19 protein-coding genes and 1 riboswitch are annotated in these 24909 nt (G+C 59.6%); of the genes, 7 read left to right on the top strand and 12 right to left on the bottom strand.

Annotated elements, in window-relative coordinates; all coding sequences use genetic code 11:
* Window positions 1–171 precede the first annotated feature (171 nt).
* Together ACLH1I_RS15260 and citX are read left to right on the top strand one after the other, a co-directional pair.
* Window positions 172–1536, top strand: coding sequence for a 2-hydroxycarboxylate transporter family protein (locus tag ACLH1I_RS15260; protein ID WP_004204284.1), 1365 nt, complete (start codon window positions 172–174; stop codon window positions 1534–1536).
* 179 nt (window positions 1537–1715) lie between these two features.
* A complete protein-coding gene (citX, locus tag ACLH1I_RS15255) occupies window positions 1716–2255 on the top strand; it encodes a citrate lyase holo-[acyl-carrier protein] synthase (protein WP_048322973.1) in 540 nt (179 codons plus the stop codon).
* A gap of 42 nt (window positions 2256–2297) precedes the next feature.
* Here the strand turns inward: citX and rluA are convergent, their stop codons facing one another.
* From rluA to araB, 6 genes are all read right to left on the bottom strand, one after another.
* The gene (rluA, locus tag ACLH1I_RS15250) at window positions 2298–2957 is read right to left on the bottom strand and encodes a bifunctional tRNA pseudouridine(32) synthase/23S rRNA pseudouridine(746) synthase RluA (RefSeq protein ID WP_004204288.1); all 660 of its coding nucleotides are present in this window, start codon (window positions 2955–2957) and stop codon (window positions 2298–2300) included.
* An 11-nt stretch (window positions 2958–2968) separates the two neighbouring features.
* Window positions 2969–5875 (bottom strand): RNA polymerase-associated protein RapA, encoded by a 2907-nt coding sequence (gene rapA, locus ACLH1I_RS15245; RefSeq protein WP_017901204.1) that lies wholly within the window; start codon window positions 5873–5875, stop codon window positions 2969–2971.
* A gap of 187 nt (window positions 5876–6062) precedes the next feature.
* Window positions 6063–8420, bottom strand: coding sequence for a DNA polymerase II (polB, locus tag ACLH1I_RS15240; RefSeq protein ID WP_048322975.1), 2358 nt, complete (start codon window positions 8418–8420; stop codon window positions 6063–6065).
* Window positions 8421–8596: 176 nt separating this feature from the next.
* Window positions 8597–9292, bottom strand: a complete 696-nt coding sequence (gene araD / locus ACLH1I_RS15235; protein ID WP_017901201.1) for an L-ribulose-5-phosphate 4-epimerase — start codon at window positions 9290–9292, stop codon at window positions 8597–8599.
* A gap of 137 nt (window positions 9293–9429) precedes the next feature.
* Entirely contained in the window at window positions 9430–10932 is a 1503-nt protein-coding gene (gene araA / locus ACLH1I_RS15230) for an L-arabinose isomerase (protein ID WP_004204297.1), read from the bottom strand.
* Between the two features lie 10 nt (window positions 10933–10942).
* On the bottom strand, window positions 10943–12652 hold the full coding sequence (araB, locus tag ACLH1I_RS15225; RefSeq protein WP_048322978.1) for a ribulokinase: 1710 nt from the start codon (window positions 12650–12652) through the stop codon (window positions 10943–10945).
* Window positions 12653–12989: 337 nt separating this feature from the next.
* Between araB and araC the strand changes: the two genes are divergently transcribed.
* Complete coding sequence (araC, locus tag ACLH1I_RS15220; RefSeq protein WP_004204301.1) at window positions 12990–13835, top strand: arabinose operon transcriptional regulator AraC; 846 nt, start codon at window positions 12990–12992, stop codon at window positions 13833–13835.
* A 128-nt stretch (window positions 13836–13963) separates the two neighbouring features.
* Entirely contained in the window at window positions 13964–14731 is a 768-nt protein-coding gene (locus tag ACLH1I_RS15215) for a DedA family protein (RefSeq protein WP_004204302.1), read from the top strand.
* Here ACLH1I_RS15215 and thiQ read toward each other — a convergent pair.
* The 4 genes from thiQ to sgrR all read right to left on the bottom strand — a co-directional run bounded on the left by thiQ (window position 14718) and on the right by sgrR (window position 19916).
* Window positions 14718–15419: a thiamine ABC transporter ATP-binding protein ThiQ gene (gene thiQ / locus ACLH1I_RS15210; RefSeq protein WP_004204303.1), complete on the bottom strand. Its 702-nt coding sequence runs from the start codon at window positions 15417–15419 to the stop codon at window positions 14718–14720. The two genes, ACLH1I_RS15215 and thiQ, sit on opposite strands and share 14 nt — an antisense overlap.
* Complete coding sequence (thiP, locus tag ACLH1I_RS15205) at window positions 15403–17013, bottom strand: thiamine/thiamine pyrophosphate ABC transporter permease ThiP (RefSeq protein ID WP_004204304.1); 1611 nt, start codon at window positions 17011–17013, stop codon at window positions 15403–15405. The genes thiQ and thiP overlap by 17 nt, the downstream gene beginning before the upstream one ends.
* The gene (gene thiB, locus ACLH1I_RS15200; protein ID WP_004204306.1) at window positions 16989–17972 is read right to left on the bottom strand and encodes a thiamine ABC transporter substrate binding subunit; all 984 of its coding nucleotides are present in this window, start codon (window positions 17970–17972) and stop codon (window positions 16989–16991) included. The genes thiP and thiB overlap by 25 nt, the downstream gene beginning before the upstream one ends.
* A gap of 32 nt (window positions 17973–18004) precedes the next feature.
* A riboswitch (TPP riboswitch) is annotated at window positions 18005–18224 on the bottom strand.
* 36 nt (window positions 18225–18260) lie between these two features.
* Window positions 18261–19916, bottom strand: coding sequence for an HTH-type transcriptional regulator SgrR (sgrR, locus tag ACLH1I_RS15195; protein ID WP_048322981.1), 1656 nt, complete (start codon window positions 19914–19916; stop codon window positions 18261–18263).
* An 87-nt stretch (window positions 19917–20003) separates the two neighbouring features.
* Here sgrR and sgrT point away from each other — a divergent pair, with 87 nt between their 5' ends.
* Window positions 20004–20156 (top strand): glucose uptake inhibitor SgrT, encoded by a 153-nt coding sequence (gene sgrT / locus ACLH1I_RS15190; protein WP_004204309.1) that lies wholly within the window; start codon window positions 20004–20006, stop codon window positions 20154–20156.
* A 286-nt stretch (window positions 20157–20442) separates the two neighbouring features.
* The gene (locus ACLH1I_RS15185; protein WP_004204311.1) at window positions 20443–21627 is read left to right on the top strand and encodes a sugar efflux transporter; all 1185 of its coding nucleotides are present in this window, start codon (window positions 20443–20445) and stop codon (window positions 21625–21627) included.
* Window positions 21628–21671: 44 nt separating this feature from the next.
* On the opposite strand, the gene ACLH1I_RS15180 is transcribed toward ACLH1I_RS15185, so the two are convergent.
* On the bottom strand, window positions 21672–22982 hold the full coding sequence (locus tag ACLH1I_RS15180; protein WP_004204313.1) for an MFS transporter: 1311 nt from the start codon (window positions 22980–22982) through the stop codon (window positions 21672–21674).
* Between the two features lie 231 nt (window positions 22983–23213).
* Here ACLH1I_RS15180 and ACLH1I_RS15175 point away from each other — a divergent pair, with 231 nt between their 5' ends.
* Window positions 23214–24110 carry a LysR family transcriptional regulator gene (locus ACLH1I_RS15175; protein ID WP_004204315.1) on the top strand — a complete coding sequence of 299 codons (897 nt, stop codon included), beginning with the start codon at window positions 23214–23216 and terminating at the stop codon, window positions 24108–24110.
* Window positions 24111–24147: 37 nt separating this feature from the next.
* Here ACLH1I_RS15175 and aroD read toward each other — a convergent pair whose 3' ends face one another.
* Window positions 24148–24903 (bottom strand): type I 3-dehydroquinate dehydratase, encoded by a 756-nt coding sequence (aroD, locus tag ACLH1I_RS15170; protein WP_048322983.1) that lies wholly within the window; start codon window positions 24901–24903, stop codon window positions 24148–24150.
* Window positions 24904–24909 lie beyond the last annotated feature (6 nt).

Raw genomic sequence — 24909 nt, 5'->3', positions numbered from 1 at the left:
AAAAACCACGATAATAAATCAGAGATATATCACCCCTGCGCGGAACAGCGAATAGAAACCATAAAAACCATAGTGACCATTAAAACTTCTTTTTTAATTCGGGGAGCTTCACATTAACGACGCCGCTGTCCCTTTACGCTGAAAATGAATAATAACGACAGGGCTGAATTTATGAGCACGACAGACAATGCATTCTCTGCAACCCTTGAACCGATCAATACGCCGAAAGCCACGCTCAGGCAGCGCTGGTGGCACATCATGGATAACTGGAAGGTAGGGATCGTCCCGCTGCCGCTGTTTTTGCTGGCCGGGGGGCTGATTGCCCTCGACTGCCTTGGCGGTAAACTGCCGAGCGATATCGTGGTGATGGTGGCCACTCTGGCTTTCTTTGGCTTCGCCTGCGGCGAGTTTGGTAAACGCCTGCCGGTGCTGGGGAAACTCGGCGCGGCGGCGATCTGCGCCACTTTTATTCCTTCCGCGCTGGTCCATTACGGCCTGCTGCCGGACGTGGTCGTGGAATCCACCACCAAATTCTATAAATCCACCAACATCCTCTATCTCTATATCTGCTGCATTATCGTCGGCAGCATCATGAGTATGAACCGTACCACCCTGATTCAGGGCTTCCTGAAGATCTTCTTCCCAATGCTGTGCGGCGAGGTGGTCGGCATGCTGGTGGGCATCGGCGTTGGCACGCTGCTGGGCATGGAGCCGTTTCAGGTGTTCTTCTTTATCGTGCTGCCGATCATGGCCGGCGGCGTGGGGGAAGGGGCGATCCCGCTGTCGATGGGCTATGCCGCGCTGATGCATATGGAGCAGGGGGTGGCCCTGGGCCGGGTGTTGCCGATGGTGATGCTCGGCAGCCTGACGGCGATCGTCATCTCCGGCTGCCTCAACCAGCTCGGCAAGCGCTTCCCGCATCTGACCGGCGAAGGGCAACTGATGCCGAACCGCAGCCATGAAACCCGCAGCCTCGGCGAGAGTGAAGGCATGAGCGGTAAAACCGACGTCGGGACGCTGGCCTCCGGCGCGCTGCTGGCGGTACTGCTGTATATGATGGGAATGCTCGGCCACAAACTGATTGGTCTGCCGGCGCCGGTGGGCATGCTGTTTCTCGCTGTGCTGTTAAAGCTGGCTAATGTGGTGTCTCCGCGCCTGCAGGAGGGATCGCAGATGGTGTATAAATTCTTCCGCACCGCGGTCACCTACCCGATCCTCTTTGCCGTCGGTGTGGCGATCACCCCGTGGCAGGAGCTGGTGAACGCCTTCACTTTCACCAATCTGCTGGTGATCGTCAGCACCGTCTCCGCGCTGGTGGCGACCGGTTTCCTGGTCGGTAAAAAGATAGGGATGCACCCGATCGATGTGGCGATTGTCTCCTGTTGCCAGAGCGGGCAGGGCGGCACCGGCGATGTGGCGATCCTGACCGCTGGTAACCGCATGAGCCTGATGCCGTTCGCGCAGATCGCTACCCGGATTGGCGGGGCGATAAATGTCTCTCTGGGGTTGCTGTTCCTCAGCCACTATCTGGCGTGATATAACGCTACGCTCAGCAATAAAACTGCTATTTTCCGCTACAGAACGCCGAAAATATCTGCGTTCTGTATCCTAAATGCTCCGCATTTAGCGATACAATCAGCGCGCGATCGGCTATCGCAACCATCATTATGACAGTCCAGGCGCTGTCGCATTTATCATATGTAGGAGAGGAATTAATGTCAGTGGATACTCCCGCCCAGGTGGGCGTCAGCATCGACGCATTGCTGGCGGCGAAAGAGCAGCGTGCAGCCCGCCAGGCCGACTGGTTGGCCCATTATCAGCAGCCTGTTATTTCCCTGACCCTGGTGACCCCCGGGGCGGTGAAGGACAGCATTCGCTATCGCAACATGATGGGCGTAGCCCTCCAGGCCTGCGATCAGCTGCTTTGGAAGCACCGCTGGCAAACGCTGGATCGTCAGGTGCTGTGGCTGCCGACCGGGCCTGAAGCGCTGTGGTGCGTGGCGCATCCGGCCAGCGAAATCAAAGCGATGTGCAGTACGCTGGAGCAGAACCATCCGCTGGGACGCTTGTGGGATATCGATGTGATCTGTCCGCAGAGCGGGCAGGTGGGACGCCAGTCGCTGGGCGAGTCGCAGCGCCGTTGCCTGCTGTGCGATGAGCCGGCGCACGCCTGCGCGCGTAGCCGTCGTCACGACACCGATCTCGTCGTTGCCCGCGTTGAGCAGATGATTGACGCGTGGTTTGCCCGCGATTAACGGGTTAGCATTCCCCGGCAGCAGAGCGCTGCCGGGGAGGTCCTAAAAGTCGAGCGGCGCGCGGAAGGTCATCGCGTTGCCGTAGGCGGGGTGGGTGATGGTGAGCGTCTCGGCGTGAAGCAGCAGGCGCGGGGCCATCGCCAGCGCCTCCGGCGTGGCGTAAAAGCGGTCGCCAAGGATCGGATGTCCCAGCGCCAGCATATGCACGCGCAGCTGGTGTGACCGTCCGGTAATTGGCTTCAGGCGCACGCGGGCGGTATTATCTTCCGCGTACTCCAGCACCTCATACTCGGTCTGCGCCGCTTTGCCGGTTTCATAACACACCTTCTGCTTTGGCCGGTTCGGCCAGTCGCAAATCAGCGGTAAATCCACCAGGCCCTCCGCCGGCTGCGGATGGCCCCAGACGCGGGCGATGTACTGCTTCTTCGGCTCGCGCTCGCGGAACTGGCGCTTCAGTTCGCGCTCGGCCGCCTTATTCAGCGCCACCACAATCACGCCGCTGGTGGCCATATCAAGGCGATGCACCGATTCGGCCTGCGGGAAGTCGCGCTGAATGCGCGTCATCACGCTGTCTTTATGCTCATCAAGACGACCCGGCACGGACAACAAGCCGCTCGGCTTGTTGACCACCATGATGTGCTCATCCTGATACAGGATCACCAGCCAGGGATCCTGCGGCGGATTGTAGTTTTCCATCGCCATTTCGCGTTCCGTTACTGGTGAGTGACGACGATCAGACGCAGCGCGTCCAGACGCCATCCGGCCTGTCCCAGCGCCTCCAGCACCTGCTGGCGGTTGCTTTCAATCGCCGCCAGTTCGTCGTCACGGATGTTCGGGTTGACCGCCTTCAGCGCTTCCAGACGGGAGAGCTCCGCCGTCAGCTTATCGTCGGCTTCACTACGCGCCGCGTCGATCAGCCCCTGCGCCGCCTTGGCGATCTGCGCTTCGCCCTGCTGCAGAATGGCATGAACGTCCTGCTGCACCGCGTTGACCAGCTTGCTGCCGGTGTGGCGATTGACCGCGCTCAGCTGGCGGTTGAAGCTTTCAAACTCCACCTGGCCGGCGAGGTTGTTGCCGTTTTTATCCAGCAGCATGCGAACCGGGGTCGCCGGCAGGAAGCGGTTGAGCTGCAGCTGCTTCGGCGCCTGCGCTTCGACCACGTAGATCAGCTCCAGCAGCAGAGTGCCGACCGGCAGCGCCTTGTTCTTCAGCAGGGAAATAGTACTGCTGCCGGTATCGCCGGAGAGGATCAGGTCGAGGCCGTTGCGGATCAGCGGGTGTTCCCAGGTGATGAACTGCGCGTCTTCACGGGACAGCGCCACGTCACGCTCGAAGGTGATGGTGCAACCGTCCTCCGGCAGGCCCGGGAAATCCGGCACCAGCATATGGTCGGAAGGGGTGAGGACGATCAGGTTTTCCCCGCGGTCGTCCTGGTTGATGCCGACGATATCGAACAGGTTCATCGAGAAGGCGATCAGGCTGGTGTCGTCATCCTGCTCTTCGATGCTCTCCGCCAGGGCCTGGGCTTTCTCGCCGCCGTTGGAGTGGATCTCCAGCAGACGGTCGCGGCCCTGCTCCAGCTGCGCTTTCAGAGCGTCATGCTGCTGGCGGCAGGATTTGATCAGATCGTCAAAGCCGTCGGTGGATTCCGGCGCCGCAAGGTAGTTGATCAGCTCGTCATGGACGCTGTCGTAGACGGTCCGTCCGGTCGGGCAGGTATGTTCAAAGGCGTCGAGGCCTTCGTGATACCAGCGCACCAGCACCGACTGCGCGGTCTTTTCCAGGTACGGGACGTGGATCTGGATATCGTGCGCCTGGCCGATACGGTCGAGACGGCCGATACGCTGCTCCAGCAGATCCGGGTTAAACGGCAGATCGAACATCACCAGGTTGCTGGCGAACTGGAAGTTGCGTCCTTCGGAGCCGATCTCGGAGCACAGCAGCACCTGGGCGCCGGTGTCTTCTTCAGCAAACCACGCCGCGGCGCGGTCGCGTTCGATAATCGACATCCCTTCATGGAACACGGCGGCGCGGATACCTTCGCGCTCGCGCAGCACCTGCTCCAGCTGGAGCGCGGTGGCGGCTTTGGCGCAAATCACCAGTACCTTCTGCGAGCGATGGCTGGTCAGGTAGCCCATCAGCCACTCGACGCGCGGGTCAAAGTTCCACCAGGTGCCGGTATCGCCTTCAAATTCCTGATAGATCTGCTCCGGGTAGAGCATGTCGCGCGCGCGCTCTTCCGCGGTTTTGCGGGCGCCCATGATGCCGGATACTTTGATGGCGGTCTGGTACTGGGTCGGCAGCGGCAGGCGAATGGTGTGCAGCTCGCGTTTCGGGAAACCTTTGACGCCGTTACGGGTGTTACGGAACAGCACGCGGCTGGTGCCGTGGCGGTCCATCAGCATCGAGACCAGCTCCTGGCGCGCGGCCTGAGCGTCTTCGCGATCGCTGTTGGCGGCCTGCAGCAGCGGCTCGATATCCTGCTCGCCGATTAGATCGCCGAGGGTATTGAGCTCGCTATCGCTTAGCTTGTTGCCCGCCAGCAGCAGAGCGACAGCGTCGGCCACCGGACGGTAGTTCTGCTGTTCTTCGACAAACTGCGCGAAATCGTGGAAGCGGTTCGGATCCAGCAGGCGCAGGCGCGCAAAGTGGCTCTCCATCCCCAGCTGTTCCGGCGTCGCGGTCAGCAGCAGAATGCCCGGCACGCGCTCGGCCAGCTGTTCAATGGCTTGATATTCGCGGCTCGGCGCCTCTTCGCTCCACACCAGGTGGTGCGCTTCATCGACCACCATCAGGTCCCACTCGGCGTCGCACAGGTGCTCCAGGCGCTGCTTGCTGCGGCGCACGAAGTCTAAAGAGCAGATCACCAGCTGTTCGGTTTCGAACGGGTTGTAGGCGTCATGCTGCGCTTCGGCGTAGCGCTCGTCGTCAAACAGCGAGAAGCGCAGGTTGAAGCGGCGCAGCATCTCCACCAGCCACTGGTGCTGAAGGGTTTCCGGGACCACGATCAGTACGCGCTCGGCGGCGCCGGAGAGCAGCTGCTGGTGCAGGATCATCCCGGCTTCGATGGTTTTACCTAAGCCCACTTCATCGGCCAGCAGGACGCGTGGCGCGTGACGACGGCCCACGTCGTGGGCGATGTTCAGCTGATGCGGGATCAGGCTGGTGCGCTGGCCGCGCAGGCCGCTCCACGGCATGCGGTACTGCTCGCTCTGGAACTTGCGCGCGCGGTAGCGCAGGGCAAAGCGGTCCATGCGGTCGATTTGGCCGGCGAACAGACGGTCCTGCGGCTTGCTGAACACCAGTTTGCTGTCGAGCAGCACTTCACGCAGGGTGACGTTCGCTTCCTGGGTATCGAGGCGGGTGCCGGTGTAGGACAGCAGCCCGTTCTCTTCATGCACTTTGTCAACGTGGAGCTGCCAGCCTTCGTGGCTGGTAATGGTGTCGCCCGGGTTAAACATCACGCGAGTGATCGGGGAATCGTTGCGTGAGTACAGACGGTTTTCGCCGATGGCGGGGAAAAGGAGAGTGACCATGCGCGCATCCAGCGCTACCACCGTCCCTAATCCTAGTTCGCTCTCTGTGTCGCTAATCCAGCGTTGACCAAGTGTAAAAGGCATATATGTTCGGCTCTTTAGTTCTTTAATTGCAGGCAATAGTTGATCATCTCCATGTACAACCGGAGATGCGTCAAAATTGGGGCCAGGAATGGAAAGGGCGCTATATTACTGGATGGCAGAACGTTCGTCACGTCCTCCTCACGGTTCATTTTCAGGCTTCTGCGCCCGCGGAATGGGTGAGAAAAAATCAAAATAGCCCCAGCTGTCCTGTCACTATTGTAGCAAAGTCGTCGTTGACGAAGGGCAGGATCCCTTCCGCTACCGGCTGCAGCTGCTTTGACAAATAGTGGTCGTAATCGAGTGGCGACTGCTGATAATCCACCGGTTCCGGACCGCCGGTGGTCCAGACGTATTTGATGGTGCCGCGTTGCTGATACTGCTGCGCCCGACCCCGCTTCAGGTTGTGCTCATCGGCAAGCCTCGCGGCGCGCACGTGCGGCGGCACGTTGCGCTGATACTCCGCCAGCGGCCGACGCAGGCGTTTGCGATAAACCAGCTGCTCATCGAGCTCGCCGTTCATCAGCCTGGCGATAGTCTCCCGCACATAATCCTGATAGGGCTGGTTGCGAAAGATGCGCAGGTACAGCTCCTGCTGAAACTGCTGGGCCAGCGGCGTCCAGTCGGTGCGCACGGTTTCCAGACCCTTGAAAACCATGCGCTGGCCGTCGCCCTCCTGAATCATTCCGGCGTAACGCTTCTTGCTGCCGGTATCGGCGCCGCGGATCGTCGGCATCAAAAAGCGGCAGAAGTGGGTTTCGTATTCCAGCTCCAGGGCGCTGGTTAGCTGGAGTTTGCCAAGCTCCTGCGCCCACCAGGCGTTGACGTCGTTCACCAGCGTCCGGCCGATCTCCGCCGCCTGCGCTTCGCTGTGCGGGCGCTTAAGCCAGACGAAGGTGGAGTCGGTATCGCCGTAGATGACGTCATAACCATTGGCTTCAATTAACGCTTTAGTCTGACGCATGATCGCGTGGCCGCGCATGGTGATCGACGAGGCGAGACGTGGGTCGAAGAAGCGGCAGGCGCTGGTGCCCAGCACGCCGTAAAAAGCGTTCATGATGATCTTCAGCGCCTGGGAGAGCGGCTTATTGTGCTGGCGCTTGGCTTCATCACGGCCGTGCCAGATCTGGCTGACAATCCCCGGCAGGCAGTGCTTGTCTCGCGAGAAGCGGGCGCCGAGGAAGCCCTCAATGCTGTGCTGGTCATCGGGCTGCGCCAGGCCCTCCACCAGGCCGACCGGATCGATTAAAAAGGTGCGAATGATCGACGGATACAGGCTCTTGTAGTCCAGCACCAGCACCGAGTCATACAGGCCGGGGCGGGAGTCCATCACATAGCCGCCGGGGCTCGCCTGGGGCGGCACGTCGCCGAGGTTCGGCGCCACGTAGCCCAGGCGGTGCATGCGCGGAAAATAGAGGTGACTGAAGGCGGCGACCGAGCCGCCGTGGCGATCGGCGGGCAGGCCGTTGACCGTCGCCCGCTCGAGCAGAAATGGCATGATCTCCGTTTTGTGGAAGATCCGCGTCACCAGCTCGCAGTCCTGTAGGTTATAGATGGCCAGCGCCGGTTTATCTTCATGGAAGCGGCGATCGATCTCGTCCATCCGATCCCATGGGTTGTCGATGGCTTTGCCTTCGCCCAGCAGCTCGCGGGCCACCGCCTCCAGCGAAAAGGAGGAGAAATTCCAGAACGCCGATTTCAGCGCGTCGATGCCGTCAATAATCAGCCGGCCGTGGGCCTGGGCGAAGAAGACACCGTTCTTAAAACCGTGCTCGCGCCACTCCAGCTCGCTGTTGCCGCGGCCGAGCCTTAGCGGGATGCGGTAGCGTTCGGCATGCTTTTGCAGGACGCGCAGATCGAACTGCACCACGTTCCAGCCGATCAGCACGTCGGGGTCGTGATCGGCAAACCAGGCGTTGAGTTTTTCCAGCAGCAGGGGGCGACTGGCGACGTAGACCAGATCGAAATCGACGCCTGGCGGCGTTTCCGGTTCGGGGCCCAGCATGTAGACCACCCGCTGACCGCAGCCTTGCAGGCCGATGCAGTACAGCTCGCCGTGGCGGCTGGTTTCGATATCCAGCGACACCCATTTCAGCGGCGGGCGATAGTCAGGATTAGGTTTCATGCGCGCGTTAACCAGCTGTGGGCCGCGCGTTTCGCCTTCCACCCACACCGGGGCGGTAATAAAGCGCTCCATCAGGTAGCGCTCCGGCGGACGGATATCGCCCTCATAGAGGGTGACGCCGCTGTCGCGGAGCATCTTCTCCAGACGCATCAGTTGACGATGGGCGCGGCAGTAGAGGCCGACAACCGGCTGGCGGTGGAAATCTTTCAGGGCCAGCGGGGCGAAGCGGAAGCCTTTCTCACCCTGCAACAGTCGCTCAGCCTGCGCCCGCTGCGCTTCGGGGATAAAGGCGACGGACTCCTGCGGCGGCAGCGTGACCTGCAGCGGGCCGTCGTCGGTGGCCAGCCAGAAGGAAAGCTCGGTGCCTTGCGGAGTGTCCCGCCAGTGACGGGTGAGTAGAAAACCTGCTCGTGGCTGGGTCACGGGTGCTCTCGATGATAAAAAACCAGGCCTGATTATAGCCTGGTTTCTCAATGAGTGCTGGGATTTTATACAGGTATTCGGCGCTGAGGTGGCCCCCGGATTTCGGCTTGCGCCTTATCCGGTCTGCCAGACGGTGCAGAGCCGTAGCCCTGCTAAACGCAGCGCGAGCAGGGTGATTATTGGCCGTAGTAGGCTTTGGCTCCATGCTTACGCAGATAGTGTTTATCCAGCAGCGTCTGCTGCATATCCGGCAGCTGCGGCGCCAGCTGGCGGCAGAAGATGCCCATATAGGCGATCTCTTCCAGCACGATGGCGTTATGCACCGCGTCTTCGGCGTTTTTACCCCACGCGAACGGGCCGTGGGAATGAACCAGCACGCCGGGCATCTGCGCCGGGTCGATCTCGCGCTGGCGGAAGGTTTCGACAATCACCTTGCCGGTTTCCCATTCGTATTCGCCGTTGATCTCCGCATCGGTCATCAGCCGGGTGCAGGGCACCGGACCATAGAAATAGTCGGCGTGGGTGGTGCCGGTCGCCGGAATAGCTTGCCCGGCCTGCGCCCAGATGGTGGCGTGGCGCGAATGGGTATGCACAATGCCGCCCAGCGTCGGGAAGGCCTGATACAGCAGGCGATGGGTCGGGGTATCCGACGAGGGTTTCTTCTTACCCTCCACCACTTCGCCGCTCTCCAGACTGACCACCACCATATCGTCGGCGGTCATCACGCGGTAATCCACGCCGGAGGGTTTGATAACCAGAACGCCCTGGTCGCGGTCGACGGCGCTGACGTTGCCCCAGGTTAAGGTCACCAGATTATGCTGCGGCAGCGCTAAATTGGCTTCCAGCACCTGGCGTTTAAGATCTTCTAACATAGTGTGCTCCGAATAGCAGGCGAGTCGGGTATCCCTCACCCCGACCCTCTCCCGTCGGGAGAGGGAGAAAGGCGGCATCGCGCCAGGCCGGTACCCTCTCCCCGGCGGGGAGAGGGGGAGGGTGAGGGGGCGACCTCTTAGCGTTTTGAACCGTAATAGACTTCATTCCAGCGCAGCGCGTCTTTGAAGGCCGGCAGACGGGTGTCGTTGTCGATGACCGTCAGCTCGATATCATTCAGTTCGGCGAACTGGCGCATATCGTCGAGGTTCAGCGCATGGCTGAAGACGGTATGGTGCGCGCCGCCGGCGATGATCCAGGCTTCCGAAGCGGTACGCAGATCCGGCTGCGCTTTCCACAGGGCGTTGGCCACAGGCAGCTTCGGCAGGTCGTGCGGGGTCGGGACGGTTTCGATGGTATTGACCAGAAGACGGAAGCGGTCTCCCAGGTCGATCAGGCTGGCGACAATCGCCGGGCCGGTCTGAGTATTGAAGATCAGGCGCGCCGGATCCGCTTTGCCGCCGATGCCCAGCGGCTGGACGTCGAGGATCGGTTTCTCGGCGGTGGCGATCGTCGGGCACACTTCCAGCATGTGCGAGCCGAGCACCAGATCGTTGCCGTTGTCGAAGTGGTAGGTGTAATCCTCCATAAAGGAGGTGCCGCCCTGCAGACCAGTTGACATCACCTTCATGATGCGAAGCAGAGCGGCGGTTTTCCAGTCGCCCTCGCCGGCAAAGCCGTAGCCCTGCTGCATCAGGCGCTGTACGGCGAGCCCCGGGAGCTGTTTCAGGCCGTGGAGATCTTCAAAGGTGGTGGTAAAGGCGTGGAAACCGCCCTGTTCGAGGAAGCGTTTCATCCCCAGCTCAATGCGCGCGGCGTCCAGCACGTTCTGACGCTTGTCGCCGTGAACCTGCGCCGCCGGGGTCAGACGATAGCTGCTCTCGTATTCATCGACCAGGGCGCTGATATCGCCGTCACTGACGCTGTTGACCACTTGCACCAGATCGCCGACCGCCCAGGTGTTCACCGAGAAGCCAAACTTGATCTGCGCCGCGACTTTATCGCCGTCGGTCACCGCCACTTCGCGCATGTTATCGCCGAAACGGCACACTTTAAGATGACGGGTATCCTGTCTGGAGACCGCCTGGCGCATCCAGCCGCCGATGCGCTGGTGGGCCTCTTTATCCTGCCAGTGGCCGGTCACCACGCTGTGCTGCTGGCGCATACGGGCGCCGATGAAGCCGAACTCGCGGCCGCCATGCGCGGTCTGGTTCAGGTTCATAAAGTCCATATCGATGCTGTCCCAGGGCAGCGCGGCATTGTACTGCGTATGGAACTGTAGCAGCGGCTTGTTGAGAATGGTCAGGCCGTTGATCCACATTTTTGCCGGCGAGAAGGTGTGCAGCCAGACCACTAACCCGGCGCATTTGTCATCGTAGTTAGCGTCGCGGCAGATGTGGGTGATCTCGTCCGGGGTGGTGCCCAGCGGCTTAAGGACCAGTTTGCACGGCAGTTTGGCTTCCGCATTCAGGCTGTTCACCACATGTTCGGCATGCTTCGTCACCTGGCGCAGGGCTTCCGGGCCGTACAGATGTTGGCTGCCAATAACGAACCATATTTCATAGTTATCAAAAATCGTCATTTTCGTATCCTTAATGGGTGAGCGCTGCCTGAGATTGCGGGGCTTTTTCCGCCTTTGCAGCCGAAGGGAGATAGTGTTGTTCGGCGCTGACCGACCACTGTTGGTAGCGCTGATAGAGTTGTTCGAAACGCTGTGCCTGCGCCGGGCGCGGCTGCAGGGTGGTTTCCACCCGGCTTGCCATCCGCTGCTGGGCGGCTGGAATATCCTCATAGACGCCGGCGGCGACGGCGGCGAAGATAGCCGCCCCCAGCGCGCAGCACTGATCGGAGGCGACAATCTGCAGCGGACGGTTCAGCACGTCGCAGCAGGCCTGCATGATGACCTGGTTTTTCCGCGCGATACCGCCAAGCGCCATGACGTTGTTAACCGGGATACCCTGCTCGGTGAAGCACTCCATAATGGCGCGGGCGCCGAAGGCGGTGGCGGCGATCAGACCGCCGAACAGCGCCGGCGCGTCGGTGGCCAGGTTAAGGTCGGTGATCACCCCTTTCAGGCGCTGGTTGGCATTCGGCGTGCGGCGGCCGTTGAACCAGTCAAGCACCACAGGCAGATGCTCCAGCGATGGATTGTTGGCCCAGGCTTCGGTGAGCGCCGGCAGTAACTGTTTTTGGCTGGCTTTGATTTGCTCCCGCAACGCTGGCTGCTGCTGGGCTAGCTGCTCCAGCGGCCAGCCGAGAATGCGACCAAACCAGGCGTAAATATCGCCGAAGGCGGACTGGCCTGCCTCCATACCGATAAAGTGCGGGACCACGCTGCCGTCGACCTGGCCGCAGATGCCTTTGACCGTGCGGTCGCCGACGCTCTCTTTATCGGCAATCAGAATGTCGCAGGTGGAGGTGCCGATGACTTTCACCAGCGCGTTAGGCTGCGCGCCGGCGCCCACGGCGCCCATATGGCAGTCGAAGGCGCCGCCGGAGATGGCCACGGTCTGCGACAGGCCCAGGCGCTGGGCCCACTCTGCGCTCAGCGTGCCGACCGGCACATCGGCCGTCCAGGTATCGGTGAACAGCGGCCAGGCCAGATGCTGGTTAATGATGGGATCAAGCTCATCGAAGAAGCTGGCCGGCGGCAGACCGCCCCAGCTCTCATGCCACAGGGATTTATGCCCGGCGCTGCAGCGGCCGCGGCGCAGATCCTGCGGACGGGTGGTGCCGGAGAGCAGGGCGGGTACCCAGTCGCAAAGCTCCACCCACGAGGCGGCTGCCTGGGCGACGGCGCTATCTTCCCGGGTGACGTGGAGGATTTTGGCCCAGAACCATTCGCTGGAGTAGATCCCGCCAATATAGCGCGAGTAATCCTCTTTGCCCGGCTGGTGGCACAGGCGGGTGATCGCCTCGGCTTCCTCGACTGCGGTGTGATCCTTCCACAGGACAAACATGGCGTTAGGGTTGTCAGCGAATTCTTCGCGCAGCGCCAGCACGTTGCCCTCGGCATCAACGGGAGCCGGGGTTGAGCCGGTGCTGTCGACGCCAATGCCCACGACGTCGGCGCGCTGTTCGGCGCTCAGGGAGGCAAGTACGCTTTTCAGCGCCGCTTCCATGGACTCGATGTAATCTCGCGGGTGGTGGCGGAACCGGTTGTTAGCGCCATCGCAATACTGTCCTTCCCGCCAGCGCGGATACCACTCCACGCTTGCCGCCAGTTCTGCGCCGGAGGCGCATTCCACCGCCAGGGCGCGGACTGAGTCACTACCAAAGTCGAGGCCAATCGCAATTGCCATCTTGTTACTCCATGCAGAAATCATTCATGCAGCAACAGTAGATATCCCCGGCAAAATCCGTCAGGCCGGATTCGCTAATCTTATGGATTATTTTGCTGTCACCTCGCAAAGTGTGACGCCGTGCAAATATTCGATGTGGACTTTCCTGCCGTATTTATAGACACTTTTGTTACCCGGCATATCACGGTGGAATGCACGCCGCTGGCGCTTTTTTCGCTTGCTGTGCGGCTTTTTAGCGAAATTCCCACTGCCGTCGCAGTCGTGACAGGGCCGAGAGCGATAAAATGATGAATATGGACAATTGGTGTCACTAATACCTTCGGGGAGAACCACGCGTATGGCCGAAACGCAAAACGATCCGCTGCTGCCGGGCTACTCTTTTAACGCTCATCTGGTCACCGGTCTGACGCCGATTGAGGCGCAGGGATATCTGGATTTTTTTATCGACCGCCCGCTGGGTATGAAAGGCTATATCCTCAACCTGACGATCCGCGGCGAGGGGGTGATCAACAACCACGGCGAGCAATTTGTCTGCCGGCCGGGCGATATGCTGCTGTTCCCGCCGGGGGAGATCCATCACTACGGCCGCCATCCCGACGCCAGCGAGTGGTATCACCAGTGGGTCTACTTCCGCCCGCGCGCCTACTGGCACGAGTGGCTCAACTGGCCGACCATCTTCGCCCAGACCGGCTTTTTCCGTCCGGACGAGCAGTGGCAGGCGCGCTTTGGCGAGCTGTTCGGCCAGATAGTCGATGCCGGACAGGGGGCGGGGCGCTATTCCGAACTGCTGGCGATTAATCTGCTGGAACAGCTCCTGCTGCGGCGGATGGAGGCGATCAACGAATCGCTGCATCCGCCGCTGGATAACCGGGTGCGCGACGCCTGCCAGTACATCAGCGACCATCTGGCGGACAGCCATTTTGATATCGCCAGCGTCGCCCAGCACGTCTGCCTGTCGCCCTCGCGTCTGTCGCACCTGTTCCGCCAGCAGTTAGGGATCAGCGTGCTCGGCTGGCGTGAAGATCAGCGCATCAGCCAGGCCAAACTGTTGCTGAGCACCACGCGGATGCCGATCGCCACCGTCGGGCGCAACGTCGGCTTTGAAGATCAGCTTTATTTTTCCCGCGTATTCAAAAAATGCACCGGCGCCAGCCCGAGCGAATTCCGCGCGGGATGTGAATAAAAAGTAAAGAAAGTGAAATGATGACCCGCTTAAATGTCACAGCCAGTAAACTATTAAGACAATTGTTGGCTTGACGACGGCGCGATGGCTTCGGAGAATCCGGGCTTCGTTTTTTAACCGGGTACATTATGCAAGCATTGCTCGAACACTTTATTACCCAATCCACGGTCTACTCGTTGTTAGCCGTGATGCTGGTGGCCTTTCTCGAGTCGCTGGCGCTGGTGGGGCTTATTTTACCCGGAACGGTGATGATGGCCGGCCTTGGGGCGCTGATTGGCGGCGGTGAGGTTAATTTCTGGCAGGCGTGGCTGGCGGGGATCGTGGGCTGTCTGCTGGGAGACTGGATCTCATTCTGGCTCGGCTGGCGCTTTAAAAAGCCGCTGCACCGCTGGTCGTTCATGAAGAAAAACCGCGCCCTGCTGGAAAAAACCGAGCATGCGCTGCACCAGCACAGCATGATCACCATCCTGATTGGCCGCTTTGTCGGGCCGACGCGTCCGCTGGTGCCGATGGTCGCCGGGATGCTCGACCTGCCGGTGGCCAAATTCGTGCTCCCGAATATTATCGGCTGCCTGCTCTGGCCGCCGCTCTATTTCCTGCCGGGGATTCTCGCCGGCGCGGCGATTGATATTCCGGCCGATGAAAACAGCGCCAGCTTTCAATGGCTGCTGCTGGGGGCGGCGCTGCTGGCCTGGCTGGCGGGGTGGCTGTGCTGGCGGCTGTGGCGGAGCGCGAAAACGTCTGGCGATCGGCTGTCCCGCTGGCTGCCGCGCGGGCGTCTGCTGTGGCTGGCGCCGTGTATGGTCGCGCTGGCGGCAACGGCGTTAACATTTGTCTTCCGCCATCCGCTGATGCCGGTCTATCTGGCGATCCTGCACAAGGTTATCGCGCGCTGATCCCCATCAGATGCGAGGCGCTGCTGCGGCCGCTTAACAGCTCGGCGGTAGCGCCATCCCAGACAATGCGCCCTTCGGCGACCACAATCGAGCGCGGCGCGATGCGCGCGGCATCTTCCACGCTGTGCGAAACCATCAGCAGGGTGAGCTGCTGCTGTTCACAGACATCCGCCACCAGCGCCAGCATCTCCTGACGCAGCGCCGGGTCGAGCGCCGAGAAAGGTTCATCCAGCAGCAGCACCGGCTGCTGGCGCACCAGACAGCGGGCCAGCGCCGCGCGCTGCCGTTGACCGCCGGAGAGCGCTCCCGGCAGGCGGTCAAGCAGGGCATCAATTCCCATCTGGACGGCAATCGCCGTGACTTTCTGCTGCTGTTCGCGGCTCAGTTTCAGGCCAGGGTGGATCCCGAGGCTGATATTCTGCCGAATGGTCAGATGGTTAAACAGGTTATTCTCCTGGAACAGCATCGAGACCGGACGTTGCGCCGGCGGCGTCGCGTGATGCGTCTCGCCGTTAATCTGCAGGCTGCCGCTGGCGGGCGGCAGAAAACCGGCGATCAGATTCAGCAGGGTGCTCTTTCCGGCGCCGCTGGGGCCGAGCACCGCGATGCGCTCGCCGCGCGCGACGTCGAGAGTAAAGCGCATCGGCAGATGCTGGTACAGCCAGGTCACATCATTGAGTTTTAGCATCACGCCCCGGAAGTTTTTCAATCAGCGTAAATAATAAGAAACAGAGCAGCAGCAGAAGCAGAGCGGTGACGGCGCCGTCCTGGCTGCGGTAGGCGCCTATCTGCTGGTAGAGATAGAAAGGCAGGGTGCGGAACGCCTCGTTGCCGAACAGCGCCACCACGCCGAAGTCGCCAATCGACAGCACGCAGGCGAAGGCTAACGCCTGGGCTAGGGGGCGCCGGAGCGCGCGAAGTTCGATGACCCGCAGTCGCGTCAGACCTTCGATCCCCAGCGACTGGCACAGCATATTGTAGCGGACGGCAATGTCGCGCATCGGGTTTTCCAGCACTTTAAGCGCGTAGGGGATCGCCATCAGAGCGTTGGTAAAGATGACGATGCCGTCGGCGGACTCCGGCAGGCCGATGCTGTTATTGAGCAGCAGAAAGAAGCCGGTAGCCAGCACGATGCCCGGCATGGCAAGGATCAGCATGCCGCTCAGCTCCATCGCCTGCCCGGCCAGCGGCCGCTGGCGGGCGCGCAGCTCTCGACTGCTCCATAGCAGCATCATTGTCAGGGTCACGCTCAACAGCCCGGCGGCGATGGCGATGCGCAGGGAAGTCGTTAATGCCTGCCAGAGGGCGGGCTGCGCCAGCACGTCCAGCATATTGCGGTTGACCCCGTCGACGATGACCGCCAGCAGCGGCGGCAGCAGCAGCAGCAGGGCGGCGCCGATCAGCAACCCATCGCTCAGCCGGCTATGCAGGCGATCGTCAGGGTCACGCCAGCCGCGGACATGGCTGACGCCGATAGCCACCGCTTTACTGAGGCGCTGGCTGAGCAGCACCAGCCCGAGGCAGCAGAGCATCTGAATCAACGCCAGCATTGCCGCTCGCGCCGGATCGTAGTCAAAGCTCAGCGCCTGGTAGATAGCCAGCTCAATCGTGGTGGCCTTCGGGCCGCCGCCCAGTGACAGCACGGTGGCGAAGCTGGCAAAGCAGAGCATAAAAATCAGCGCGGCGACGGCGGGAATGTGCCGGCGCATCCATGGCCATTCGACGAGGCGGAAGAAGGCATAGCCGCGCATGCCAAGCTGGGCGGCAATTTGCCGCTGCTCGCCGGGAATGTTCTCCAGCGCCTGCAGCAGCAGGCGGGTGGCCATCGGCATATTGAAAAAGACGTGCGCCAACAGGATGCCCTGCAGGCCGTAAGGTGAGAAATCCCACTGCCAGCCAAAAGTGTGAAACAGCGAGGCCAGCCAGCCCTGGCGGCCATAGACGCTGAGGATGCCGAACACCGCCACCAGCACCGGCAGGATCAGGGTCATCGCGCACAGACGCAGCAGCAACGTGCGGCCGGGGAAGCGACGCCGATAAAGCGCGCGGGCGAGAAAGATAGCCGGCCCCACCGAGAGCAGCGCTGACAGCGACGCCTGCCAGAAGGAGAAGCGCACCACATGCCAGAGGTAGCTATCGCTGAAGACCGTCCGCCAGCCCGCGCCGGGGGCGCTGAACCACAGCGCCAGAAACGCCGCCAGCGCGACGGCGCAGAGCAGCGTAGCGGCGAACAGGCCCGGCAGCAGCCCGCTCAGGTTTAGCGGCTGACGGCGCGTTGCCATGCGCTAATCCAGGTCTGACGCTCGCTGGCGACCTGCTGCGGGGTAAACGTCAGCGTGGTCTGCGGTTTTACCAGGCTTGCAAAACCGGCCGGCAGCGCGACCTGGGTCACCGGATACATCCAGTTGCCGGTGGGGATGGCGTTCTGGAAGCCAGGCGAGACCATGAATTTGAGGAATTTTTCCGCCAGTTCCGGCTGCTTGCTGGCGGCGGTGCGGGCGGCAACTTCGACCTGCAGATAGTGGCCTTCGGCGAAGTTCGCCGCCGCATAGTGGTCTTTCTTCTCTTCAATCATGTGGTAGGCCGGCGAGGTGGTGTAGCTCAAGACCAGGTCGCTTTCCCCTTTCAGGAACAGACCGTAGGCTTCGCTCCAGCCCTTGGTGACGGTAACGGTTTTCGCCGCCAGCTTCTGCCAGGCCTCGGGCGCTTTATCGCCATAGACCTTTTGCATCCACAGCAGCAGCCCCAGCCCCGGGGTACTGGTGCGCGGATCTTCATAGATGACCCGCCATTTTTGCGGGCTCTCGACCAGCTCTTTCAGGCTCTTCGGCGGGTTGGCCAGTTTGTTTTTGTCATAGACGAAGGCGAAATAGCCGTAGTCGTAGGGGACAAAGGTGTCGTTATCCCAGCCGCCCGGCACGCTGACCGCGCTGGCGGGTACGTTGCTTTTGGCAAACAGTTTACTCTGCGCCGCGGCTTCCAGCAGGTTGTTATCAAGGCCAAGCACGACGTCGGCCTTGCTGTTTTTGCCTTCCATGCGCAGGCGATTCAGTAGCGAAACGCCATCTTCCAGCGCGACGAACTTCAGCTCGCAGCCGCAGTCCGCTTCAAACGCTTTTTTGACCGCCGGGCCGGGGCCCCAGTCGGCAGAGAAGGAGTCATAGGTATAGACAGTGAGGACAGGCTTCGCCAGAGCGGGCATGGCGACCAGCGCCAGCAGCGGGAGTAATTTTTTCAACACTTTGCACCTCAGAAAAAAGGGGGGGCAAAGGATTTTGAGTGAGCCTCAAATCCCTTCGCCGGCGTTATCCGGATCAGGTTCGACGGGTATTTTCTCAGCCCATACGCTTCATCCTTCAAGCCGCATCTGCGTTAGCTTCGCGCGTTCACCCCAGTCACATAGTTATCTATGCTCCAGGGGATTCACCCGCTTGCTGCCTTGATGCAACTTGAATGATATTGCGTATGTTTATTAGCACCCCGTTGAGAACGGCCTTAGTGTAATGATTTTGTCAGATGACGGAAAGGCTTACGGCTCCGGCGGCGCAAACCATGCGGATTTAAAATCGAACCAGCCGAGGGTGTTCATCCGCACGCCGCGCATACTGCGCTGGCCCTGAATCATCAGCCAGTGATGGATCAGCGGCACGATATGCTGGCTGGCCAGCAGACGCTGACTCCAGGTGGCCGGATTAAACTCTCCCGCGCGCCAGCGGCTGGCGTCTTCCTGCCAGTCGATGGGGATGCAGCGCTGAATCAGCGGGACTTCGTACAGATAGGCGAATAGCGAGAATTCGATTGGCAAGGTGAAGTTAACGCTGTTGAGCCAGATATCGCTGACTACCTCGCCGCGATGCCAGGCATCGTACTCCAGCTCCTGGATCTCCAGCTTCACCTGATGCGCGGCCAGCAGGTCGCGCATGATCCCGCCGATCACCCGATGTTCGACGTGATCGCGGTAATAGGTGAGGGTGACCGTCTCCAGCCCCGCCGGCTTGTCGCTGGCGTGGTTGCTGGCGTGATGCCAGCGCGGCAGCAGGCCGTAGGCGGGAAACCAGTTGCCCTGGTAGTGTTCGCCCGCATGGTAGAGCAGGTTCGCGGGCTGGAACAGATAGCTTAACCAGCGACGCACCGCGTCGTTGGCGCCCAGCGGGCTTCGCGAGTCGAACAGCAGATAGTAGCACCCCTCTTCCAGACGACTCTCCACCGCCTTTTCGCTTTCGGTATTCCCCTGCAGCGTCAGGCCGCCGTTGGGCTCTTCGCTAATTTCCGGTAGCACCCAGACGTTCACCTCATCGATCAGCGCCCGGTAGCCAAAATAGTCCTCAAAGGCGTGGATCTTGAGCTGGTTCTGATTGTTACGCACCACGGCATACGGGCCGGTGCCGACCGGCATCGAAGAAAAGTGGTTCATGGTCTGCCACTCCTGCGGCAGCACCATCGCTGGCACCTGGCCCAGCAGCCAGGGCAGCCAGCGGTCGGGCTGGCGCAGATGAATATCCAGGGTCCAGGCGGTGGGCGACTCGATGCGTTCGATATGCGAATAGAGCGGCAGGGCATTGCTGCGCTGCAGAGAAGCGATCACATCGCTCATCTCCAGCTCACGGCCGTGGTGAAAATGGATGCCTGGCCGGAGGAAAAAGCGCCAGTGGGTGGGCGTCAACTGCTGCCAGTGGTGGGCAATATCAGCTTCCAGTTCCCCATTTTCCTCATTTACCCGCGTCAGCGCGCTGAATATTTGCCGGGCGATATGGGTTTCCGAACGTCGCAGCGCGCTGCCGGGCAGTAAATTCTTCATCGGCCGGTAGTAGAGCACGCGCAGGATGTGCCGCCCCTGGCGGAAGCTGCGCCCGAGATGCGAGACCAGCATCTGACGGACGGCGGCTTTATCGCCGACCAGCTGCACCAGCTGATCGATGCGATCCTGTTCAAGCAGATCTTCGGCACGCTGCTGCTGCAGGGCGAGGCCGGTATAGAGAAAGGTCAGCCGCGAGCGTTTTCCGCGGCCAGCCTCCGCCTTCCAGGTCAGCCAGCCGCGGGACTCCATCATATTGAGCAAGGTGCGCATGTGGCGGCGCGAGCAGCTCAGCATTTCCGCCAGTTCGTTGAGGGTGGTCTCCTGCGACTTGCCGTCGCAGCACTGCCATAGACGGATGAACTGTTGTTGCAGACGGCCGGAAGACATAAAAGGGGAACTCCTGCGCAAAACTCAGCAATTTATTACTCCCCATATTAAGCCAATAATGAATCCCGATGAAGCGAGGAGGTGAATATGATGAGGTCTACCGCAAAATCGTTCTACCAGCGCTACTTTTCTGCGACGCAGGAAGCGTCCTGGCTGGCCCGCCTGATGGCAGGACGACAGCAGGAAATCCTGGGCGAACTGATGCAGTGGGGAGTGACGTCAAAGACCTCTGATCATTGACTTGCAGACATCATGTGTGACTGAGTATTGGTGTTATACTCGTCGTTTTTCAAGCTGCAGGTGCGCGCGCTTGCCCGGGTCTATCGCTGTCGATGCTCCCAGAGCCTATGTTCTGGCCGCGTGAATCGCCCCTACGGGACTCACCCTTTCGGAGCCAGCGTAAGCGCTGCGCAAAACGGTTAACCGTTTGTCCTGCAACGTGAAATCCACAGAGTATAGAATCACCCGCCAGCAGAAAGCCTCTGCTGGCTTTTTTCGTTTACTTCGCGTGTGTTAAGGACATTTCATGCTGTGGTTGATGACGATGGGACGACGGCTAAACGGCGTCTATGCCGCCTTTATGCTGGTTGCTTTTATGATGGGCGTGGCGGGCGCATTGCAGGCGCCGACGTTGAGTTTGTTTCTCAGCCGCGAAGTGGGGGCGCAGCCGTTCTGGGTGGGCCTGTTCTACACCGTGAATGCGATAGCCGGGATCCTGGTGAGTCTGGCGCTGGCCAAGCGCTCCGATAGCCGCGGCGACCGGCGGCGGTTAATTATGTTCTGCTGTCTGATGGCGGTAGGCAATGCGCTGCTGTTTGCCTTCAACCGCCACTATCTGACGCTGATCACCTGTGGGGTGATGCTGGCATCCATCGCTAACGCCGCCATGCCGCAGCTCTTTGCCCTGGCGCGGGAATATGCCGACAGCTCGGCGCGGGAAGTGGTGATGTTCAGCTCGGTCATGCGTGCCCAGCTGTCTCTGGCGTGGGTGATTGGCCCGCCGCTGGCCTTTATGCTGGCGCTCAACTATGGCTTTACCACCATGTTCTCTATTGCGGCGGGCATCTTTGCGATCAGCCTGGCGCTGATTGCGGTCAAACTGCCCTCGGTTCCGCGCGTGGAACAGCCCTCGGAAGAGGCGGAGGCGCTGGCGCAGGCCGGCGGCTGGCAGGACAAGAATGTGCGGATGCTGTTTATCGCCTCCACCCTGATGTGGACCTGCAACACCATGTATATCATTGATATGCCGCTGTGGATCAGCAGCGATCTCGGGCTTCCCGACAGTCTGGCCGGGATCCTGATGGGCACCGCCGCCGGCCTGGAGATTCCGGCGATGATCCTCGCCGGCTACTACGTGAAGCGCTTTGGTAAACGTAAAATGATGGTAGCGGCGGTGGCGGCCGGTGTGCTGTTTTATCTGGGGCTGATCCTGTTTCATGCCCGAACGGCGCTGCTGGCCCTGCAGCTGTTCAACGCCATTTTTATCGGCATAATCGCCGGGATCGGCATGCTGTGGTTCCAGGATTTAATGCCGGGACGCGCGGGGGCGGCGACCACCCTGTTTACCAACAGTATTTCCACTGGCGTGATCCTCGCCGGCGTGATGCAGGGGGCGCTGTCGCAGAGCTATGGCCACGCCAGCGTCTACTGGACGATCGCCGCGATTTCGCTGGTGACGCTGTTTTTAACCAGCAAGGTGAAAGATATCTGACCGTCCTCTTCGCCCCGGCGTGCAATTCGCCGGGGCCGCCGTCTTTACTTCAGTTCGATTCGCTTGATGTCGCCGATGATAAAAATGTAGGCAATCACGCCGATCAGCGCCGTCAGGCCGACGTAGATCAGTGCGTAAAAGAAGTTACCCGTTGCGGAGATAATCACGCCAATTATCAGTGGGGCTATAATCGACGCCATATTAGCGCAGAAATTAAATATCCCGCCGGTCAGGCCTGCCATATTTTCCGGGGCAATATCAGAAATTAACGTCCAGCCCAGACCAACCATTCCCTGACCAAAAAATGCCACTGACATAATAATAATAACGGTGCTGTTGGCGCTCACCCAGTTCGCCGCAATAATACAGCTGGAGAGTAATAATCCGGAAATTATTGGTAACTTCCGACTGATATTGACGGAGCCGGTTCGCTTCAGCAGTCGGTCCGAGATCCAGCCGCCGAAGAGGATGCCGATGGCGGCGGCGAGAAACGGCCAGGTGGCGAAGAAGCCAACGTGCAGCCAGGGAAGATGGCGCTCGTTGGCCAGATAGCTGGGAAACCACGTCAGGAAAAACACCAACGTGGTGTTGCCCGCAAACTGACCCAGACTGGCGCCGAGGATCTGGCGACAGCCCAGCAGGCGCCTGGCGTCACGCCAGTTAAATGGAACGTTCTGGATTTTATTGTTAATACCGTTTGCGCCGATATAATCCAGCTCCGCTTGATTAGCCGTGCGCGATTCATGGGGTTCGTGATAAAAACGCCACCACACCAAAGTAAATAAAATACCTAATCCTCCGGTGAGGAAAAAAAGCGTTCTCCAGCCGTGATGTTCGAGGATTAAAAATAACAGCGGTGAGAAGGCCGCCAGTCCTATATATTCACCAACCGTATATGTTGCCGTCGCCCGTGCGCGCTCATGCTGCGGGAACCAGGTGCTGACGATGCGGCTGTTGGCCGGGAAGCAGGGCGCTTCACTGACGCCAAGTCCCAGGCGCAGAAGCAGCAGAGATTTAAGCCCGAGGGTGAAACTTTGCAGCAGGGTAAACAGCGACCAGAAGAAAATTGACAGGGCATAGGTCAGTTTGTTGCCGAAGCGGTCTAAAAACATGCCGCCGGGGATCTGCGCCAGGGCATAGGTCCAGGCAAAGGCGGAGAAAATGATGCCCATCATCGCCGGATCGATATGAATTTCCTGGGTTAACTGTGGGGCAACGATACCGAGGATGGTGCGGTCGAGATAATTGATCATCGTTCCGACGGACAACAGCAGTAAAATAACTATCCGAACGCGGCTTCTTTTTTTCGTCCCTGATGAGGAAGTGAGGACTTCCTGAGAGTTTGACATACTCATAGCGAGATCCTTTAAAGTTTAAAATATTTTTGCATATATTTGTATATGCAAAAATATCTCCGGGAACTATAGGTAGTATCTATGAATGGCAACGCTTTGTGGCACATTCATACGCTTCAGAAAATAATATTTGATACACCGCCGATATTTACCCGCTCATGCGCATTATTGGTGGCTTGCATGGTATATTAGCATCAGTGGATTTATTCTTATATTATACGGGCAAAAATAATGAACCTAAAGCAACTTTATTATTTTAAACGTCTGTCTGAAACTGAACATTATACCGAAGCGGCCTCCAGTCTGTGCATCACTCAGCCTTCGCTAAGCCATGCGATATCAGAGTTGGAGAAGGAGTTAGGGGTCGCACTGTTCGCCAGACAGGGACGGAACGTTAAAATTACGCAAAACGGCAAGCGTTTTCTGCCGTATGTCGAAGATGCCCTGGCCTCACTGGAAAATGGCCGCACAGTTTTGCAAAAAAACGGCGCTGAAAATAAAGAAAACATTCGTATCGCCTTTATTTACACGATGGGCGAATATGTTGTTCCGCAGTTAATTAATAAATATTCTCTTTCACCTGAGTTTCACAATGTGACTTTTTCTTTTACTCAAGGGACCTCGCTGACGCTGTTGCAGGAGCTGAAAGCGGGAAAAGTCGATCTGGCGATCTGCTCTTATATTGCCGATGAGCCCGATATCGATTTTATTCCGGTTATTCAGCAGGAGCTGGTGGTGGTGACCGCCAGGGATCATCCGCTGGCCCGGCTGTATGAACATGAAGTCGACCTCGTGGAGACGATTCATTATCCCTATATCTATTTTTCAGAAAATAGCGGCTTACGTCCGTTTATCGATAATGTATTTATGCAGCAAAAGCTGGTGCCGGAGATTGCCTGCTACGTGGAAGAGGATACCGCGATGGCCGGGCTGGTCAGCATTGACTACGGGATCGCGATCATGCCGCGGATCTCGGCGCTCTCCCATTACAACGTCCATATCCTGAAGATTAAAAACACCCTCCCTCCGCGCTATATCTATCTGGCGACCATGAAAGACCGGGGACTTTCCCCGGCGCTGCAGTCGTTTAAAAATGTGGTCATCCACGACAGCCAGAAGATCTGTTAGCGAATAGCCCGGAGAGGTCCTCCGGGCTAAGGGGTTATCAGGAGAGAATATCCATCACTTCACGCAGCTTATTGATGGCGATCTGTCCCGGCGCGGAAGCTTGACCCACGGTACCGAAGGTCATGGCTGAGCCAAAAAGACGCCCGGTCACCCGACTGACGCCGCCTGATTTTCCCATCGACATGGTGATCAGCGGGCGGGTGGCATACTTCTCTTTCATGGTCAGCGTGGCGGCGAGCAGGGTCAGAACGTCCTGCGGCGATTGCGGCATCACCGCGATCTTCGGCAGATCGGCACCCAGATCCTGCATGCGGCGCAGGCGATAGATGATTTCTTCCTGGGCGGGGGTTTTATGAAAATCATGGTTACTCATGATCACTTTGACGCCCGCGGCATGCGCATCGTCAACCAGCGCGCGGATCTGCGCTTCATCATTGAACAGCTCGACATCGATGACATCAACCAGTCCACTGCGCGCCGCTTCGCGGTTGAGCGCGAAGTAGGCATCGTCGCTGAGCTCGGTCTCGCCGCCTTCTTTCTTGCTGCGGAAGGTGAACAGCAACGGCAGGGCTTTCAGCGCACCACGGATTTCCGCCAGCGCGGCCATCACCTGGGCCATCTCTCTGACCTGCGTAAAGTGATCAACGCGCCATTCGATGATATCGGCGCCGGCGTCGACCAGGCCGTGGGCGTTACCCAGTATTTCATCCAGCGTTTTGCCGATCAGCGGTACACAAATTAAGGTTTCCCCTTCCTGGAAGGTGATGTTCTTTACGGTAACTGCATTTGTCATGTAGGC

It is taken from the genome of Klebsiella sp. 1SOBk10mer, assembly GCF_046602535.1.
GTDB lineage: Bacteria > Pseudomonadota > Gammaproteobacteria > Enterobacterales > Enterobacteriaceae > Klebsiella > Klebsiella quasipneumoniae.
This window is presented reverse-complemented; position numbering and strand designations above follow the sequence as displayed.

Bases quoted from the DNA above. Each gene is read 5' to 3' on its own strand.
- ACLH1I_RS15260 (WP_004204284.1), top strand. From the start codon at position 172: ATGAGCACGACAGACAATGCATTCTCTGCAACCCTTGAACCGATCAAT.
- citX (WP_048322973.1), top strand. From the start codon at position 1,716: ATGTCAGTGGATACTCCCGCCCAGGTGGGCGTCAGCATCGACGCATTG.
- rluA (WP_004204288.1), bottom strand. From the start codon at position 2,957: ATGGCGATGGAAAACTACAATCCGCCGCAGGATCCCTGGCTGGTGATC.
- rapA (WP_017901204.1), bottom strand. From the start codon at position 5,875: ATGCCTTTTACACTTGGTCAACGCTGGATTAGCGACACAGAGAGCGAA.
- araD (WP_017901201.1), bottom strand. From the start codon at position 9,292: ATGTTAGAAGATCTTAAACGCCAGGTGCTGGAAGCCAATTTAGCGCTG.
- araA (WP_004204297.1), bottom strand. From the start codon at position 10,932: ATGACGATTTTTGATAACTATGAAATATGGTTCGTTATTGGCAGCCAA.
- araB (WP_048322978.1), bottom strand. From the start codon at position 12,652: ATGGCAATTGCGATTGGCCTCGACTTTGGTAGTGACTCAGTCCGCGCC.
- araC (WP_004204301.1), top strand. From the start codon at position 12,990: ATGGCCGAAACGCAAAACGATCCGCTGCTGCCGGGCTACTCTTTTAAC.
- ACLH1I_RS15215 (WP_004204302.1), top strand. From the start codon at position 13,964: ATGCAAGCATTGCTCGAACACTTTATTACCCAATCCACGGTCTACTCG.
- thiQ (WP_004204303.1), bottom strand. From the start codon at position 15,419: ATGCTAAAACTCAATGATGTGACCTGGCTGTACCAGCATCTGCCGATG.
- thiP (WP_004204304.1), bottom strand. From the start codon at position 17,013: ATGGCAACGCGCCGTCAGCCGCTAAACCTGAGCGGGCTGCTGCCGGGC.
- sgrR (WP_048322981.1), bottom strand. From the start codon at position 19,916: ATGTCTTCCGGCCGTCTGCAACAACAGTTCATCCGTCTATGGCAGTGC.
- sgrT (WP_004204309.1), top strand. From the start codon at position 20,004: ATGATGAGGTCTACCGCAAAATCGTTCTACCAGCGCTACTTTTCTGCG.
- ACLH1I_RS15185 (WP_004204311.1), top strand. From the start codon at position 20,443: ATGCTGTGGTTGATGACGATGGGACGACGGCTAAACGGCGTCTATGCC.
- ACLH1I_RS15180 (WP_004204313.1), bottom strand. From the start codon at position 22,982: ATGAGTATGTCAAACTCTCAGGAAGTCCTCACTTCCTCATCAGGGACG.
- ACLH1I_RS15175 (WP_004204315.1), top strand. From the start codon at position 23,214: ATGAACCTAAAGCAACTTTATTATTTTAAACGTCTGTCTGAAACTGAA.
- aroD (WP_048322983.1), bottom strand. From the start codon at position 24,903: ATGACAAATGCAGTTACCGTAAAGAACATCACCTTCCAGGAAGGGGAA.